At 40.6% G+C, this 16,442-nt stretch carries 17 protein-coding genes; 4 read left to right on the top strand and 13 right to left on the bottom strand.

Going from position 1 to position 16,442, the window contains the following annotated elements:
- Nucleotides 1–28 precede the first annotated feature (28 nt).
- Entirely contained in the window at nucleotides 29–1,366 is a 1,338-nt protein-coding gene (gene nhaA / locus FM071_RS01770; protein ID WP_193111331.1) for a Na+/H+ antiporter NhaA, read from the top strand.
- Here nhaA and FM071_RS01765 read toward each other — a convergent pair.
- The 4 genes from FM071_RS01765 to FM071_RS01750 form a co-directional block, all read right to left on the bottom strand.
- A complete protein-coding gene (locus tag FM071_RS01765) occupies nucleotides 1,341–2,375 on the bottom strand; it encodes a dipeptide epimerase (RefSeq protein WP_193111330.1) in 1,035 nt (344 codons plus the stop codon). The two genes, nhaA and FM071_RS01765, sit on opposite strands and share 26 nt — an antisense overlap.
- Nucleotides 2,372–2,749 (bottom strand): hypothetical protein, encoded by a 378-nt coding sequence (locus tag FM071_RS01760; RefSeq protein WP_226960555.1) that lies wholly within the window; start codon nucleotides 2,747–2,749, stop codon nucleotides 2,372–2,374. The genes FM071_RS01765 and FM071_RS01760 overlap by 4 nt, the downstream gene beginning before the upstream one ends.
- Nucleotides 2,750–2,771: 22 nt before the next feature.
- Nucleotides 2,772–3,401: a YceI family protein gene (locus FM071_RS01755; RefSeq protein ID WP_193111329.1), complete on the bottom strand. Its 630-nt coding sequence runs from the start codon at nucleotides 3,399–3,401 to the stop codon at nucleotides 2,772–2,774.
- A 73-nt stretch (nucleotides 3,402–3,474) separates the two neighbouring features.
- Nucleotides 3,475–4,602 (bottom strand): DUF819 family protein, encoded by a 1,128-nt coding sequence (locus tag FM071_RS01750; RefSeq protein ID WP_193111328.1) that lies wholly within the window; start codon nucleotides 4,600–4,602, stop codon nucleotides 3,475–3,477.
- Between the two features lie 63 nt (nucleotides 4,603–4,665).
- On the opposite strand from FM071_RS01750, the gene FM071_RS01745 reads away from it, so the two are divergent.
- Together FM071_RS01745 and FM071_RS01740 are read left to right on the top strand one after the other, a co-directional pair.
- A complete protein-coding gene (locus FM071_RS01745) occupies nucleotides 4,666–5,823 on the top strand; it encodes a DUF4139 domain-containing protein (RefSeq protein ID WP_193111327.1) in 1,158 nt (385 codons plus the stop codon).
- Nucleotides 5,824–5,837: 14 nt separating this feature from the next.
- Entirely contained in the window at nucleotides 5,838–6,578 is a 741-nt protein-coding gene (locus FM071_RS01740) for an exonuclease domain-containing protein (protein WP_193111326.1), read from the top strand.
- Here FM071_RS01740 and FM071_RS01735 read toward each other — a convergent pair.
- Both FM071_RS01735 and FM071_RS01730 read right to left on the bottom strand, forming a co-directional pair.
- Nucleotides 6,575–7,915 (bottom strand): Na+/H+ antiporter NhaC family protein, encoded by a 1,341-nt coding sequence (locus FM071_RS01735; RefSeq protein ID WP_226960554.1) that lies wholly within the window; start codon nucleotides 7,913–7,915, stop codon nucleotides 6,575–6,577. The two genes, FM071_RS01740 and FM071_RS01735, sit on opposite strands and share 4 nt — an antisense overlap.
- Nucleotides 7,916–7,948: 33 nt before the next feature.
- Nucleotides 7,949–8,572: an acyl-CoA acyltransferase gene (locus FM071_RS01730; protein WP_193111325.1), complete on the bottom strand. Its 624-nt coding sequence runs from the start codon at nucleotides 8,570–8,572 to the stop codon at nucleotides 7,949–7,951.
- A 66-nt stretch (nucleotides 8,573–8,638) separates the two neighbouring features.
- On the opposite strand from FM071_RS01730, the gene FM071_RS01725 reads away from it, so the two are divergent.
- Nucleotides 8,639–9,325 (top strand): L,D-transpeptidase family protein, encoded by a 687-nt coding sequence (locus tag FM071_RS01725; RefSeq protein WP_193111324.1) that lies wholly within the window; start codon nucleotides 8,639–8,641, stop codon nucleotides 9,323–9,325.
- Nucleotides 9,326–9,335: 10 nt separating this feature from the next.
- Here the strand turns inward: FM071_RS01725 and argS are convergent, their stop codons facing one another.
- From argS to tsf, 7 genes are all read right to left on the bottom strand, one after another.
- A complete protein-coding gene (argS, locus tag FM071_RS01720; protein ID WP_193111323.1) occupies nucleotides 9,336–10,931 on the bottom strand; it encodes an arginine--tRNA ligase in 1,596 nt (531 codons plus the stop codon).
- A gap of 3 nt (nucleotides 10,932–10,934) precedes the next feature.
- Entirely contained in the window at nucleotides 10,935–11,165 is a 231-nt protein-coding gene (locus tag FM071_RS01715; RefSeq protein WP_193111322.1) for a Sec-independent protein translocase subunit TatA/TatB, read from the bottom strand.
- 54 nt (nucleotides 11,166–11,219) lie between these two features.
- A complete protein-coding gene (gene gmk / locus FM071_RS01710; RefSeq protein ID WP_193111321.1) occupies nucleotides 11,220–11,840 on the bottom strand; it encodes a guanylate kinase in 621 nt (206 codons plus the stop codon).
- Complete coding sequence (locus FM071_RS01705) at nucleotides 11,833–13,827, bottom strand: hypothetical protein (RefSeq protein WP_193111320.1); 1,995 nt, start codon at nucleotides 13,825–13,827, stop codon at nucleotides 11,833–11,835. The genes gmk and FM071_RS01705 overlap by 8 nt, the downstream gene beginning before the upstream one ends.
- A gap of 52 nt (nucleotides 13,828–13,879) precedes the next feature.
- On the bottom strand, nucleotides 13,880–14,644 hold the full coding sequence (gene fliR / locus FM071_RS01700) for a flagellar biosynthetic protein FliR (protein WP_193111319.1): 765 nt from the start codon (nucleotides 14,642–14,644) through the stop codon (nucleotides 13,880–13,882).
- On the bottom strand, nucleotides 14,644–15,288 hold the full coding sequence (locus tag FM071_RS01695; protein ID WP_193111318.1) for an ABC transporter ATP-binding protein: 645 nt from the start codon (nucleotides 15,286–15,288) through the stop codon (nucleotides 14,644–14,646). The genes fliR and FM071_RS01695 overlap by 1 nt, the downstream gene beginning before the upstream one ends.
- Nucleotides 15,289–15,387: 99 nt before the next feature.
- On the bottom strand, nucleotides 15,388–16,440 hold the full coding sequence (tsf, locus tag FM071_RS01690; protein WP_193111317.1) for a translation elongation factor Ts: 1,053 nt from the start codon (nucleotides 16,438–16,440) through the stop codon (nucleotides 15,388–15,390).
- Nucleotides 16,441–16,442: the final 2 nt, after the last annotated feature.

The following is a 16,442-nucleotide window of genomic DNA, read 5'->3' as shown; positions in this document are numbered from 1 at the left end:
GCATTACTTTACAATTTGGAGTCACCCTATGCGAATATATGCACCGTGGGAAAAAGCCTTTCAACGAATATACACGCCGTTTGAACACTTTTTACATGCCCAGACAACGACCGGTCTTGTCTTAATGGGAACAACCATTCTTGCTCTTGTTATTGCAAACTCTCCGCTATATGAAGCCTATGAGCATATCATCCACACAACAATAGAATTTGGCATAGGCTCTCTTGAGATAAAAAATTCACTGAGCCACTGGATAAACGACGGTTTGATGGCCATCTTTTTCTTTATGATAGGACTGGAGATAAAACGTGAGATTTTAGTAGGAGAGCTCTCAAACATCAAAGTGGCCATCCTGCCTATTTTAGCTGCAATCGGAGGTATGATAATTCCAGCACTTATCTTTATGTTCATAAACAACGGGGGTGTCGGAGCAGGTGGTTGGGGAATTCCAATGGCCACAGACATCGCTTTTGCCATCTCGGCACTTGTTCTGCTCAAGAATAGAGTTTCCCCTGCTCTTGTGACATTTCTTGTAGCCCTTGCCATTGTCGATGACCTTGGTGCGGTTTTAGTCATAGCCTTTTTTTACACCTCACAAATCCATCTTGATTTTCTACTCTCAGCCGGTAGTATGTTTTTGATCATGGTCGTTTTAAACCGTTTTGGTATTCATGCCATTCTTCCTTATCTCATAATAGGACTTTTACTGTGGTTCTTTATGCTCGAATCGGGTATTCACGCAACGATTGCAGGTGTTATTGCAGCCTTTGCCATACCGTCAAAGCCGAAAATTCCGCCTATTGACTTCACGCAGCATACCAAGAACCTGCTCGATGAGTATGACAGCTACCCTGTTGCGACAGATCACACCATGCATGAAGAACAAAAAGCGATTTTGCAAAATATCAAAGACAGAATCGATGCCGTCGGTTCTCCCGCTGCAAGATTAGAACGCTCATTACATCTACCTGTAAGTCTTATTGTTATTCCGCTTTTTGCACTTGCCAATGCCGGAATCCGTATTGATTTCTCTTCCATTGGTAATGTTATATTTGAACCGATCTCACTCGGTATCATACTGGGGCTTATTGGCGGGAAAATATTAGGTATTTTCGGTGTTGCCTTTCTCTCCATCAAAGCAGGGTTAGCAAAACTGCCACAGGATAGCTCCATGAGTCAGATCTTTGGTGTTGGAGCCCTTGGCGGTATCGGTTTTACGATGAGTATCTTTGTGGCCGATCTTGCCTTTGCAGGGTCTCCTAAACTTATCTTTCAGGCAAAGATAGGTATCTTAACGGCTTCTCTGCTCGCAGGTGCACTTGGCTTTATCTGGCTTCGTTTTATCGCAAAGCCGGCTGAAAAGTAATTGTGTTGGCTTCATAATTAAAATCCAACTCAGTTGGCAGCTCTTTATAGAGCAGCGGTGAATCGAGATCAACATATCTGATGACATCTCGATAGGCAAAAGCCAGATAGAGTGCTGCATTGATGGAGTATGGACCTTCGAGCATCGACCCAAGCATACAAACAACATTTTTATCTCTGGCATACTCTAAAATCTCTATGGCTTTGGTAACGCCGCCGCACTTCATAAGTTTAATGTTGATCATATCGGCATAATCGTCTTCGACAACGCGTTTGACATCATCCAAAGTAAATACAGCCTCATCCGCTAGGATAGGTACACTGCTTGCGTGAGTTATCTTTTTAAGTGCTTCCAGATCATCTGCAACCACTGGCTGCTCGATAAGCTCCAGAGTGTATTGCTTCACCTCACGCAGATAATAGAGTGAATCTTTCAAACTCCATGCCTGATTGGCATCTATCAAAAGTTTTGCATGAGGCAGCTCACGTGAGAGCATTTTAGTTACCTCTACGGCATGCATGATGTCAGAGCCGAGCTTCACTTTTAAGATATCTTTTCCCTCACGCAGAGCTTTTTTTGCATCCAAAAGCATCTTTTGCTCTGCATTGAGGCTGATAGTGATATCTGTTTTTATTGCACCCAAATCACTGATACCAAAATATGTATCGAGATTCTGGTTGTTCATCTTAGCCGTTAAAAAAAGAAGCGCCATATCCAAAGCCGCTTTTGCGCTTGAGCCAATGCCGCTTGCATGCAGAATTGAAAGTGCCTCTTGGGGAGTATGGCCTATGAGTAAATTTTGCAGTTGTGTGATATTCTGCTTGATGGATTCAAGTGTTTCACCGGTAACCGCCTTGGTCGCCGGTGCTTCACCGTAAGCAAAAGCTCCGTTGTCACAGAGAATTTTCACACGGATAAACTCTACATCCTTTACCTCACGCAAGGCAGTTATAAAAGGTGTTTTAAGAGGAATCTTTTCTTGCGTGAGGGATATCTCTTCTATCTTCATGAAAGTGCCATATAGATGAAAAAAGGATAGAGTAAAATACCGACATAAGGCATGTAAGGGCCAATAGGCGTAAAGAGCGAAAGCGTAAACTCCCGTGAGAGCTCTTTGTCAATAAAGACCTTTTTTATAAGTACTATCTTTGTAATAATATCTGCAGATTTAAAAAGTAAAAGTGCCACGGCGTATGGATTGTAGTTCGTTTGCAGAACAAACCAGACGGCAAAATAGAAGGTAGGATGCATAATGAGAAAAAGAAATATGCTCTTTTGATACCACCGGTACATTCGAGCAAGCATCCCCATGATTGTTTCGGCCTTTTGCCACTGAACCTCATAGAGTTCTAGCACAATATAAAAGATAATGATGTTTATCACAGCTCTTTTACGCCTTTATTACTTATTTTGCATGGCAAAGGCTAGCTTTTACCTCTGTTGTAAAGGAGATGGTGACATCATTCCATGTTTTTCCCTGGTGCAGTTCGTAGCATGCTTTGTTAATAGCCTGAAGCGATCTGTTCGCACTAAAATCAAAAAGGTCTATAACACCTTCGGCTTTCATTTTCCCTTGAAAGTAGCTGTATCGCATCGGTACATTTCTTGTCACACCGTTCATCGTTACCGCAACCATAAATATACCTGTTTTTGGTTTTCCTTTATAACGTTTGTCCGGTGTATAGCCCGTAATTTCAGCCGTAATTGTCTGTGAGCTCATATTGTCAAAGAAGAACTTGACCAGTTTGGCATCACGCCCTTTATTGTGTGAGTTTACACTCTTTGTGTCAATAACCACAGAAGATCCGACAAAAAGATCACGAAAACTACTGCCGCTTATTTTGTTTGGCGTGTAACTGACTTTATCAAAAGTTCCGCCGACACCGATTTTAAGCGGTGTTTTATAAGCCGTAAACCCAACTTCGACATGATTGTTCTGTGACAATACACAGCCGCCTGTGCCTTTAATTCCCATCTCTTCAAGAGCATTTGCACTCGCTATGAAAAGCAATAGAGAGAAAAATATTTTTAACATTTTATATCCTTTGATTAGTAATATTTCGATTGTAGCGTAGAAAAAAGAATAGAGACTTTAATCACACAGACTACTACGACATTTTCAGAAGTATATCCCCCACAAGCAGTCCGCCGAAAGTTCCGATGAGATAGCCCATAATCGCCATCAACACACCGACACTCACAAGCTTTTTGTTATATGTTGCGGCCAAAATTGGCGCAGAGGCAACCCCGCCGATATTTGCCAAAGAGGCAACGGCGATGCTGAAAAGATCGAGTTTAAAGATCTTCGCACCAAGAACCATAAGCAGCGCATGCGTGAGTAAAATCACAAAGCCTGCTATGACATAGATGCCAAGACCACTGAAATCCTCTATGACCGCTTTTGAACCGATCAGTGCTATGATAATGTAGAGCATCGTCGTTGCTACCTCACTTGAGCCGTTAAGCTCACGCAGAGGAGTATAAGATGCGCCGACTCCCATAAGGGTTGCAATGATAACAATAGTTGTCGTATGGTTGAGCAACGTTATATAGTTTGCCAAGACCTGAGAAGCCAATGAAGCAAAAAGTGCCAGAGCGATAAGCAGCCAGTAACGCTTCGCTCCCATGGCACAGGCACAGCCTATTTCACTGAGATAGGCAAGATTTGCTTCACTCTTCGTAAAACGGTTGAAAACTTTGGCAAAGGGCACGAGGGCCAGCAGAAACATCACCCAAAGCGTATAGTTCACACTGTCAACAACAAGCGCATAGGCAAAAGCATCTTCACTCACGCCTAACGCACTACCGACGGCCACCATATTGGCCGTGCCTCCCATCCAGCTGCCGGCCAACGCACCAAAAGCCGCCGACATATCATGGTTAAAATGAAAGACAAAAGCAACAGCTATAAAGCCGACAGCAATGGAGACAACAGCAAGAGCGTATGCGATAAGCAGTTTTTTGCCAAGTTTTAAAAAGTGTCTGAGGTCAATCTCCAAAAGCATTAAAAAAAGCATGGCAGGCAGCAAATTTGTCTTTGTGAGTTTGTAAACATTGTTGATATCGGCGTTATAGTGAAATGTTCCAAGCGAGGCAAGCAACATCATAAAAGCATAGATCATAACCACGGCAGGAAGGTACTCAAAGATCTGCAGTTTCGTTTTTGTCGCTAGTAGATGAAAAAAAGTTACGCTCGCAGCGATAACGAAAAGGTATGCCAAAGGAGTTTCTATCAAACCTGTTGCCTTTTATTTTTTTTACAAGTGTATCATACTTTTATACCGAAAAGGAATTAAAAAATGAAAAGAATAATTTTACTCTCAGGCTTTGTCCTCACGCAGACAATTTTTGCGACCACACTTACCATTTATAACTCAAATATAGCCCTAGTTCAGGAGTCTCAAGAGATTGAAATCCAAAAAGATGAAAAAGAATTTGTTTATGACAATCTGCCAAATACACTTCTTGACAACTCCGTCGATATCAAATTGCCAAAAGAAGTCACACTCTACTCACAATCATACAGACCTAAAAGAATCTCACAGCAGGATTTGGCAAAAAACAAAGAGCTTACGAACAAACTTACATTTGATATAAAAAGTGCAAAAACACTCAAAGCAGATGTAAAACTCAGCTATCTCGCACAAAACATCAGCTTTGCAGCTGACTATGTTCTGAACATCCATAAAGATCAGGTGAATCTCACGGCATGGATCGACATCACAAACAATTCGGGAAAAGATTTTAAAAATGCAACCGTAAATCTTCTTGCAGGCGATATCAGCAGAGCATACAGCCATCCACAACCTGTCATGTATAGAAGCAATATGACTGCAATGGACAAAACCGCTAAACCGACACATAAAGCAGTTTCCAGTTACCATAAATATACCTTACCGAGAAAGATTGATCTCAATACATACCAAAAACACAGAGTCAAACTCTTTGGGGCGGAAAATATCTCTATCAAAAGCGATTACACTGCATTGATGAACAATCCTCTCTATCTTATGGGTGAGCGTTCAAGCAGGGTTACACACAACATACATCTCAAAGGTCTGCAAAAAGAACTTCCTGCGGGAATAGTGCGTATCTATAGAGATGATGAGGGCGAAAAACTGCTTCTTGGCGAGAACAGCATTGCAAATACACCGAAGAACGCTCCGCTTAAACTGCAGGTAGGTAAAGATTTTGACACAAAAGTAACACAGACAATGCACTCACGCAATGACACAAAAACAGCATTTGACGTTACGGTAACATACAAGCTCCTCAACAATTCAGATGAAGATAAAATGCTAACCCTGCAGATTCCATTTAACAAGAAACAGAGCTCACGCATCCATTCAAAGCTCAAATATGTTTACACTAAGGGAAATTTAGTTACATTTACACTCAAAGTAAAAGCGAACTCAGAGCGTAGTTTTGATGTTCGATTTCAAAGCAACAGACGATAATACAAAGAAGAAACATGGCAAAATATATAATCTTAGATACGGAAACAACGGGAACGGATGAAAATGACAGAGTTATTCAGCTTGGATACATGGTCTTAGGCGCAAAAGATATCGAGGTGCACAATGAGTTCTGCTCAAGCGATGTACCCATCAATTTCGCAGCGATGGAAGTCCACGGCATCACACCGGAGATGATTCAAGACAAACCGGCATGCAGAGATACCTCTGCCTATAAACGACTTCTTGAGCTTAACACTCCTGATAACTACATGATCATCCACAACGCCCCTTTTGATCTGAAGATGCTTGAAAAAGAGGGGTTTGATGTGCAGATGAAGGTCATCGACACCCTGCGTGTGGCAAAACATATCTTTGCAGATGAAGATGCCCACCGTCTACAGTATTTTCGATACAAAATGGAACTTTATAAAGAAGAACAAAAAGAGGCAGATGCTCTTGGCATAGAAGTAAAAGCCCATGACGCTATCGGTGATGTACTCGTACTCAAACTCTTTTTAACAAAACTGCGAGAGGCAGTTCAAGAAAAATTCCCAGGTGAAAATCCGGTTGAAAAGATGGTCGACCTGACAAACACCCCCATCTTGGTAAAAACATTTCGATTCGGCAAGCACAAAGGAAAAACACTCGAAGAAGTCGCCAGAGAAGATGCAGGCTACCTTCGCTGGATGCTTGGCAATATGGAAAATCTCGATGATGATATGCGCTACTCTATTAACTACTATTTAGAGAGTTAAGAGAAAATCACAAATAAAATAAACGCAATACCACCGCTGATGAGCGCATAAGGCAGTTGCGTTTTCACATGTTCTATGACCTCACAATCACTTGCTAATGACGATATGATGGTAGTATCCGAGATGGGTGAGCAGTGGTCTCCAAAAACACCGCCGCTGATAACCGCGCCCATGGCAAGCGCCACATTTGCATCAAGTCCAGTCGCCATCGGTACGGCAATGGGAATCATAATAGAAAACGTCCCCCAGCTTGTTCCTGTTGAAAATGAGATGAGAGAACTCAGCAGAAATATAACTCCTGCCAAAAAAACAGGAGCGAGATTGTCTGAAGCAAGTGAGGCAAGATAAAGTCCGGTCCTCAGCTCACTCGTCACTTTTCCGATGGCAAATGCAAACAGCAGTATCATCGCAATGCCAAAGAGTTTTTTTCCTCCGATAAAAGCCGATATGAAATAACTTTTTGAGCTCATTTTCCCCTTCACTACATAAAGAATATACATAAAACCAAGCGTTGTAAGCATAGTGTAAAAAATGGAGCTTGAGCCACTTCCTTTGAGCATATTTCCTGAACCTGTCATATAGAGAAAAACAAACACCGATACGATCATAACAAAGATGGGTGCGAGCATATATGACATAGGTGCTTTGTGTGAGAGTGATATATGCGCATGTACTTTTGGCGGTGTTGCATTTTTCATCGGGCCTATCTCTATATTGAACCATACAGCCAAAAAAGTGACCAGCAAAGCACTCATAGAGTAAAAATTAAAAACCACACTCTCGATCAACCAGTCAACACTCTCACCACTGATAAATCCACTCTCAATCTGTGTGGCAATGAGACCAAGCAGCAGTGCACCCCAGCCGTTAAGTACCAATAAAGAACTGATAGGTGCCGATGTCGAGTCACAGACAAAAGCAAGCTTTGCGTGAGGGACACCTTCTTTATCACAAAGCGGCCGCCCTACAGCACCGGCGATCAAAGAAGTGATGGAAGACTCAATAAAAATCACAACACCGATAATATAGCTTACCATCAATGCAGAACGCGGTGAGCTGACAAGTTTTGAACGCTCGGTCATGTAAGCCACAAAACCGTTTATGCCGCCGCTTCTCTCAAGCAATTCCATCACACTGCCAACCAAAATGGCAAAAGCCAGTGTTTTTAGAATCCACGGCTCGCTTAAGAGTGAAAAGAACAGAGCAATCGTCTCTGTAACAGTTGTAAAAAAAGAAAAATCATGCAGTATGAAAACACCGGCAAGAATGCCGCCAAAAAGAGAAAGAAGTACATTGCGTGAGTACAAAGCAAGAGCAATTGCAGCTAGAGACGGCACTACAGACAAAAAAGAGAGCTCGATGCTACTCTCCTAAAATGATATAGAAAGAAGTTTCAAGCCGCTTCTTCCAAAGATCTCTTTATAACTTTCACACTCTTTTTCATCAATTACTGAAAAACCTAGTTTTTCGTATAAAAGTTCTGCTTCGAGTGAACCTATCTCAATGATAGTCTGTGCTATGCTATAGCCTTTGAGACGAGCACTAAGGAGTGATTTGTGCATCAATGCCTTCAAAACGCCTACATCAAGGAAACCTTCAAGCTCTTCCATAAAATCAAACATCAATGCAGTACGACTTACATCAAGTTTACAGCCGTAAAAAACTTCCAAAGTATTTTCTAGTGTTTCTGAGCATCCAATTTCCTGTAATGCTGCAATAAAAACCTCTTTTGTCGCTTTACGCGGCTCATAACTGCAAAGTGTTCCGACGCTTTGTCCATCCATTTCCGCAATTAAAAAATTTCTATAATTACAATGGCTTTTTGCTTCTGTCTGTGCGAGCTGTTCAAGTTTTCTCAAAAGTTCTTTGTCATCATTGGTTTCAAAGATAAGATCAAAAAGACCAACTTTCTTTCCCGCTCGAGAACTTTGCAACATCATCTGTGCTAAAAAAGGCGCGTCTTCAACCTTTGCTTGTCGTATTTTAATGCTCATAATTTTTTTTGCCTTTTTGCCCAACTCTCTAAGGTCAGTCATATAATAGTAATAGTACCATACTTTATGATAAAAAGTTTCTTAATTACACTAAGTTTTTCAACATTGTTGTTTTCATCACAACAGATTGTCTTAGTAGTTGCCGATGATTTTAACAGCAGCCGTGCAACTTTAACATGCTATGAGAATGAAAAAGTCGTATGCAAAGATTTCAAAGTCAATCTTGGAAAAAATGGTTTAGGATGGGGAATTGGCATAGAAAATATTCCTCACGCAACAAATGAACCAGTAAAGCATGAAGGCGATAAAAAAGCCCCTGCCGGTATCTTTAGCCTAACAGATGCTTTTGGTTATGATTATAAATTCAGAACAAAACTTCCATACATTCATGCCGATACAGACACCATTTGTGTCGATGACAGCAACTCTCCGTTTTACAATCAAATCATTCAGGCACATGGTGATGAAAAAAGCTTTGAACATATGCGTAGAGACGATGAACTCTACAAAACAGGTGTCTTTGTCGCACATAACCCTCACGCAGCAGCGCAAAGAGGCTCATGCATTTTTTTGCATATACAAAGAGGTGATAATATTCCGACTGTCGGGTGTACTTCTATGAAAGAGAAGGATCTCAAAAGAATTGTGATGTGGTTAGACAAGAAAAAAAATCCAATCTTGATTCAGATTCCCAAGAAATATCTCAATGAGGTCAAAAGGTACTACCCAGCTTTAAGAAACTCGCAAAAATAGAAGAAGAGTCTTACTCCTCTTCTTTTACCATTTTGTCTTTTGCTTCAATTCCCATAAGAGAAAGCCCTGTTTTAATGCTAAGTGCGACAACAAGCATTAGCTTTAAGAGTTTTGCTTCATCTTCTGTACCGATCATCCGGACATCATAGTAGAACTTATGCAGTGATGCCGCCAATGATTTGAGATAATCTGTCAGTTTTTGCACTTGACGCGTATTGAATGCATCTTCGACAACTTCAGGCAGTAAAAGCGCATCAAAGAGTAATGAATCTGCCTGCGCATCAAGCCCTTTGAGCGTCGCAGCAAGTATCTCATCTCTGTTTAACTCACTCTTAGAAAGCAGTGTTTGAATACGTGCGTGAGCATATTGAATGTAAAAGATAGGGTTTGAGCTGTCCTGCTTTTTAAATTCTGCAAGGTCAAACTCTAACGCCGTATCACTTTTTTTGCTCGCAAAGATAAAACGCAATGCATCCGCACCTATCTCCTCAACTATGTCACTCATTAAAATGACATTACCCGCACGCTTACTCATTTTGTAAGGTTCACCGTCTTTTAAGAGACTGACCATCTGCGAAAGCAGTACCTCGAGCTTGTTTGAATCATATCCAAGATACTCAATAGCCGCCTTTACACGTGCAATATACCCGTGATGATCTGCTCCCCAGATGTTGATGTAGTGATCGTATCCACGCTCAAATTTCTGGTTATGATAAACTATATCACCTGCAAGATAGGTAGGACGCCCATCTTCACGTACAACGACTCTGTCTTTTTCATCCCCTTTTGCCTCTGAAGCTATCCAGACTTTGCCATCTTTTTCATAGATGCCATCACCCATTTTCTTCATGACTCTGTCCCAGTCATCATAAAGAGTAGATTCATATACAAAAGTATCGAAATGAATGTTCGTATCGGCAAGGTCTTTGACAATGATCTTCATCACTTCATCTTTTGCCCACATAGCAAGTTCACGCTGACGTGATTCATCATGAAAGATATCGGCACCGAATTTTTCCATAGCCTCTCGTGAAAGTGCATCGAGATACTCTCCACGGTAATAGCTCTCCGGATACTCTACAGTTTCATCCAAAAGATTTTCACGACCATGCAGTTGTATGGAAAGTCCAAGAAGGTCTATCTGATTGCCTGCATCATTTACATAATACTCTGCAGTGATATCATAACCAAGATGCTTTGCAAGGCGGTAGAGGGTATCACCGTAAACAGCACCGCGAGCATGCCCAATATGAAGTGGTCCCGTCGGATTTGCCGATACGAACTCCAAAAGGACTTTTTGATTTTTTTCCTGTGTCGCGAAGAGTGCAGGATTGTCAAGTGCCCAAGAGGCATACTCTGTTAAAAATGCTTCACTGAGACGAAAATTTAAGTAGCCTTTGACAGCTTCAACACTTGAAAATTCATCGGAATCATTAAAAGATGAAGCAAGTTCATCTGCAATAATCATCGGAGATTTTTTTAACTCTTTTGCCAAAGAAAAGGCAATAGGAGTAGCAAAGTGGCCAAAAGAACGGTCACGAGGTTTTTCTAAAACAACTTCACGACCAAGTTTTTCACGCAACAGCGCTGATACTCTTTGCTTCAAGGCTTACGCTTGTGTAGTTGTTTTTGGAGTCTCTTCGTTTGAAGCTACTTCATCAGCACTTTCAACTTTCTTTGGAGCTTCAACATCTACTTCATCAACTTCTTTCATCTCTTGTTTAAAGTTTTTGATCCCTTTACCAAGACCTTTCGCTAAATCAGGTATTTTTTTCGCACCAAAAAGCAGTACGATAATTCCAAAAATGAGTAGTAACTCTGTTCCACTAGGCATTCCCATGGTATATTCCTTTATTTTTTAAGTTTGTTATTATAGCAAACTTTTTTGTTGTTTTTATAAATCTTCCCATTGATTGACAAATGCATTTATTTCATCATTTGATTTTTTAAATCGAGCTGTTGTTGCAATTATTCTCAGCTTGTCTGCTGCTGCATCGAGGTCGTCATTGATCAGAAGATACTCATATTCAGCAACCCTTTGTATCTCTTTTCTAGCCATTTTGATTCGTCTGTCAATAACTTCCTGTTCATCAGTTGAGCGATTCTCAAGTCTTCTTTTGAGTTCTGAAAGTGTCGGCGGTGTAATGAATACTGAAGTGGTGATATCTCCCAATCGACTGTTTATAGCGCTGTTACCCTGCACATCTATATCAAATATGACAAGTTTACCCTCAGAGAGTGCCTGCTTGACCGGTCTTAATGAAGTACCGTAATAGTTGCCATGCACAACAGCATATTCTAAGAACTGATCCTCTTCTATCTCACGTTCAAACTCTTCTTTGTCAACAAAATAATAATCAACACCATTCTTTTCGCCTTTTCTGATCGGGCGTGTCGTTGTTGAGATAGAAAAATAAGATTCACCTATATCATCAATGATCTTATGGATCAAAGAACTTTTTCCAGCTCCGCTTGGACCTGAAAGCACCAGTACCGCACCGTTTATTTTACTCATTATTACTACCTAGTTCTATATTTATAGTGATTTTCATGTCTTTCATTGAAGCCGCTATCTCTTTGTCATCGAGTGCTTTTAAAAGTTTTTTCAGAGCATCCACACCTTCTATCTTGGCTTCCTTTTCCTCTTCCAAGTCTTCTTCAGCAGCTTCTAGCACATCTTCATCCACCTCGGCATCTTCTAATAACTCCTGCACATCTTCTGGAGTTACTTCTTCTTCAGGTTCATCATCTTCTACTTCTTCACCAAGAGCGAGTTTCAGATCTTTCGAGCTTAATGCATCAAGCGAATCTATCTCAGAAGCTGCAATTTCAAGAAGTGTTTCATCATCGAGTTCACTCTCAAGGTCCTCTTCGCTCAAATCTTCCACCGCTTCTTGAATCTGCTGCTCAATATCTGCAATGTCATCACTCTCTTGCGGTTCTTCAGATGCTTCCTCTGTAAGTTCTTGTGTTACTTCCTCATCAATCATATCCTCAAGCTCTTCGACACTATCACCTTCTTCTTCCAGTTCCTCTGTCACTGCTTCGTCAATGATATCTTCAAGCTCTTCCTCGCTGTCATTTTCAAGTTCACTCTCATCTTCAAAACTATCCAATTCCAACTCTTCTGACTCATCATCCAAGGTCAATAAATCTTCATCCTCTGCTATATCGGCATCAGCTTCATCTTCAAGATCTAAAGCCATATCAAAGTCAAGTTCTTCATCTTCAGCAATCTCTTCTTCTTTCTCCTCTAGAGCAAGTTCTTCCGTGACCGCTTCATCAATGAAATCCTCAAGCTCTTCTACACTGTCACTTTCAAGCTCCTCAAGTTCCTGATCCTCTATCTCTTCCTCTTGGACTGCTTCATCCAATTCATTGAGTGTATCATCATCACCAATATCCGCATCTGCTTCATCTTCAAGGTCTAAAGCCATATCAAAGTCAACTTCTTCATCTGCGTGTTGCGTGCTTTTTAATTTATCTATTATTTCATAGAATTGATTGAGTTTCTCTTTTATCTCTTTCTCATCCGAAGATGTATTGATTGTCGTTAAAGCATTCAATGCATTTTCAACACGTAAATTTGCTGCAACACCTTTGAGCTTATGAGATATTTCATGAATACGAGTATAATCTTGTGCCACTGCCGATGCATATAGCTCCTCTTTGTACTCCAAAGCCTGTTCTATGAAATCATTTACAAAATCCTCAACTACATCAAGAGGCAATCCCAGTTCTTTAGATGCTACATGCGGATCAAAATGAAAGGTGTCACCCTCTTCATCAAGTTCAAGTGTAAAATCATCCGAAGGTTCTTCGTCCGTTTCATCAAGCAGTTCTTTTACTTTTTGTGCCTCTTCATCATCTAAAACACTCTCACCAAGATTCTCATCTTCCAAAGATTCTTCGCCTATGAGTGTTTCATCTTCGCTGTCATCATCGAGTACCAGATCTTCACCACCTTCTACATCAAGTTCAAGATCATCCATTTCAAGGTCAACTTCTTCATCAAGGGCAATATCTTCAAACTCATCCAACTCATCGAGATGATCCAAATCACCCATGCCGTCTATATCCTCCAGCTCTTCTATCTCTTCCTCGTGCGTTGCAGTTGCGGCAGTATCACTTTCCTGCAACCCTTCTTCAACACTTTGACTTTGTGGAGCATCGGCATCTTTTTCTATCTCTTTGTCAAACATAGCAAACAACTCTACAAGATCCGTCGGTAAAAAAGGCTTTTTCAAAGTAGCATCAAAGCCTGTGGCTTCTACGGCATCACGTGAACAGATATAGAGACTTTTCGAAAATGCCAGCTTTGAACGCAAAGCTTCTAAAACATCATCACTGCCTATCGAATCATCAACTACTACTAAATCATATGAAGTTCCTACAACATCATTAACATTTGTGACTATATCCAATTCGTCAGAAGTTTTCTGAGCACTTAATGTAACTAACTTGTTTACAACCGGATTATCATTTAAAAGTAGTATCTTCACGCATTTTCCTTGAGAGAGATTGTCAATTTGCTCTTATTGTACCTAAAAAAAACTAAAAAAGCATTTCCAAAGCATTAAAAGCTTCCTGCACCTGACCTTTGAGTATCAGCATGACAGCTGTCAGTGTTGCAATTAAAACAGCGAAGGCAACCATGATCTTAATAGGAAACCCTATGACCAAAAGGTTAAACTGCGGCATTGTTTTCATAAGCATTCCAAAAATAACATCGGCAAGCCATGAAAGAGCGATGATAGGAAAGGCGATTATAAAACCGACAAGGAACATATTTGACGCGGCATGCATAAGGTAATGAAACTCATCGTTACTCATCAAAAATCCGCCAAGCGGAACCGTTTTAAGACTATGATCGATAAAGAGCAACATCCAGTGATGCAGATTTAAAGCCAATAAAACCATCAAGGCCAAAAGCGATAAGAACTGTGAAATAATCGGCATCGAGACACCAGATTGGGGATCAATGGCACTTGCCATGGAAAAACCCATCATAAAAGATATCTGTCCGCCTGCAAAAGTGATGACATTGTATGCCAGTTGCAAAGCGACACCTACGACCATTCCGAGAAAAAATTCACTCAGTATGGCTAATATAATTGTCGGAATATCCAAAGCGATGTGCAGAGGCGGCATGGAAGCATAAAAGACCACTGTAAAGAAAAAGGCCATCGTCGCTTTGATGTTCATAGGAATGTTGTTGTGCGAAAAGATGGGTACAGCAATAAAAAGTGCTGCAAATCGAAAAAAAAGCAGTAAAAAAGCGACAATATTTGCTTCGTTAAATATCTGCGCCAATTCCACTATTTTACCCTTACAAGTTCTTTGTCTTCGAGTTTATAGACTTTATCGCACAGATGTGCCAGTGTATCGTCATGTGTGACAAGGATCATGCCTGCTTCATGCTGCTCGATATACTCAAAGAAAAGATCCATGACCTCATGCGCCGTTACCGTATCAAGATTTCCTGTCGGTTCATCTGCAAAAATGATCGTCGGTTTTTTTGTCAGCACTCTTGCAATGGAAACACGCTGCTGCTGTCCACCTGAGAGTTCCGTCACTTTTTGATGGATACAGTGTTCTATCTCCAACCGCTTTAGTAGTGCATCTTCAATGGGTTCTTGCGCCAATATCTCTGAAACTTCAAGATTTTCATACCCACTGAAACCTTTAAAAAGATAGTGAGACTGAAAGACAAGACCAAGTTCATGACGTCTGAGATATGAAAGCTTTTTAGGTTTTAAAGAGAGTACATCTTCACCCAGTATCTTAACCTCTCCGCTGTTAGGTTTTAAGAGTGTTGAGAGAAGATGCAAAAGTGTTGATTTTCCGCTTCCGCTTATGCCGATGATGGCGATGCTCTCTTTTGTAGCAAGATCCAAAGAAACATTGGAGAAAAGTTCATAATCAAAAGAGTGTGATATATTTTTTGCGGATACTAAATTCATAAAAAGATTATAATCAAATCTAGCTTATTGTAATATTTTTCTTGGAGTTTTATAAAAAGTTTTAAATAGAAGGGACAAAAGATGAGTTAAGCCAAAGGCTTAGCTCATTTGTGCTGCAACTTCTGCTGCGAAATCGTCTTCTTTTTTCTCGATTCCTTCACCAACTTCAAGGCGAACGAATTCAGTGATCTCAGCTGTACCACCACATGCTTTAGCAGCTTTTTCAATAGCCTGAGCTACTGTTAATTTGTCGTCTAAAACATATTGTTGGTCAAGAAGTGCTTGTTCTTGATCTAAAAGTGTGTTATCTAAGATAAAACGAGCGATTTTACCAGGGATGATTTTATCTAAAATCTTCTCCGGTTTACCCTCTGCAAGTAACTCAGCTTTAATGTCAGCTTCAGCCTGTGCCATCACTTCATCAGTCAGTTGCATCATAGAAACGTATTTTGGTACATTTTTAAGAGGTTTTCCAAGTCTTTTCAACTCTTCATTCTCTTTTTTAAGTGCTTCGATACGACCTTTCGTCTCACCTTCAACATACTCTGTATCGAAATCTTTGTAGCTTAATGTACTTGGTTTCATTGCAGAAGCGTGCATTGCAACTTGTTTTAAAGTATCTCTCATGCACTCAGCAGTTTTTTCAGAATCACATTTCGCTTTTACGATAACAGCGATTCTGTTGTTTGAGTGGATATAACCGTTCATAGCTTCATCCGGTGCAGCATTCATAACTGCAAAACGGCGAAGTTCGATCTTCTCACCGATCTTTGTTACAGATTCTGTGAATTTCTCTCCGAAATCACTGCTCATGAACGCTTCAACATCTGCAGGATTGTTGTTGAAGATCTCTTCTACAGTATCTTTTACAAGATTTTGAAAACCTTCGTTTTGTGCAACGAAGTCAGTTTCAGAGTTTACCTCTGCCACTGCCGCTTTTGAAAAATCATCTGCGATTTTAAGTCCTGTAAGACCTTCTGCTGCAACACGATCAGCTTTTTTAGCTGCTTTAGCGATACCGCGTTCTTTTAAAAGCTCTTTTGCTTTTTCCATATCTCCGTCAGCTTCAACTAAAACTTTTTTACAATCCATCATAGGAGCATCAGTTGCCTGACGAAGTTCTTTAACCATTGCTGCTGTTACTGCTGCCATAA

Source organism: Sulfurimonas paralvinellae (genome assembly GCF_014905135.1).
GTDB lineage: Bacteria > Campylobacterota > Campylobacteria > Campylobacterales > Sulfurimonadaceae > Sulfurimonas > Sulfurimonas paralvinellae.
The sequence above is the reverse complement of the archived record's forward strand: the minus strand, read 5'-3'. Positions and strand labels throughout refer to the sequence as shown.

What these genes read in the sequence shown, in the direction of transcription:
- FM071_RS01745 (WP_193111327.1), top strand. Translation starts at nt 4,666, where the DNA reads ATGAAAAGAATAATTTTACTCTCAGGCTTTGTCCTCACGCAGACAATT.
- gmk (WP_193111321.1), bottom strand. Translation starts at nt 11,840, where the DNA reads ATGAGTAAAATAAACGGTGCGGTACTGGTGCTTTCAGGTCCAAGCGGA.
- nhaA (WP_193111331.1), top strand. Translation starts at nt 29, where the DNA reads ATGCGAATATATGCACCGTGGGAAAAAGCCTTTCAACGAATATACACG.
- FM071_RS01695 (WP_193111318.1), bottom strand. Translation starts at nt 15,288, where the DNA reads ATGAATTTAGTATCCGCAAAAAATATATCACACTCTTTTGATTATGAA.
- FM071_RS01725 (WP_193111324.1), top strand. Translation starts at nt 8,639, where the DNA reads ATGATAAAAAGTTTCTTAATTACACTAAGTTTTTCAACATTGTTGTTT.
- FM071_RS01755 (WP_193111329.1), bottom strand. Translation starts at nt 3,401, where the DNA reads ATGTTAAAAATATTTTTCTCTCTATTGCTTTTCATAGCGAGTGCAAAT.
- FM071_RS01730 (WP_193111325.1), bottom strand. Translation starts at nt 8,572, where the DNA reads ATGAGCATTAAAATACGACAAGCAAAGGTTGAAGACGCGCCTTTTTTA.
- FM071_RS01715 (WP_193111322.1), bottom strand. Translation starts at nt 11,165, where the DNA reads ATGGGAATGCCTAGTGGAACAGAGTTACTACTCATTTTTGGAATTATC.
- tsf (WP_193111317.1), bottom strand. Translation starts at nt 16,440, where the DNA reads ATGGCAGCAGTAACAGCAGCAATGGTTAAAGAACTTCGTCAGGCAACT.
- FM071_RS01765 (WP_193111330.1), bottom strand. Translation starts at nt 2,375, where the DNA reads ATGAAGATAGAAGAGATATCCCTCACGCAAGAAAAGATTCCTCTTAAA.
- FM071_RS01740 (WP_193111326.1), top strand. Translation starts at nt 5,838, where the DNA reads ATGGCAAAATATATAATCTTAGATACGGAAACAACGGGAACGGATGAA.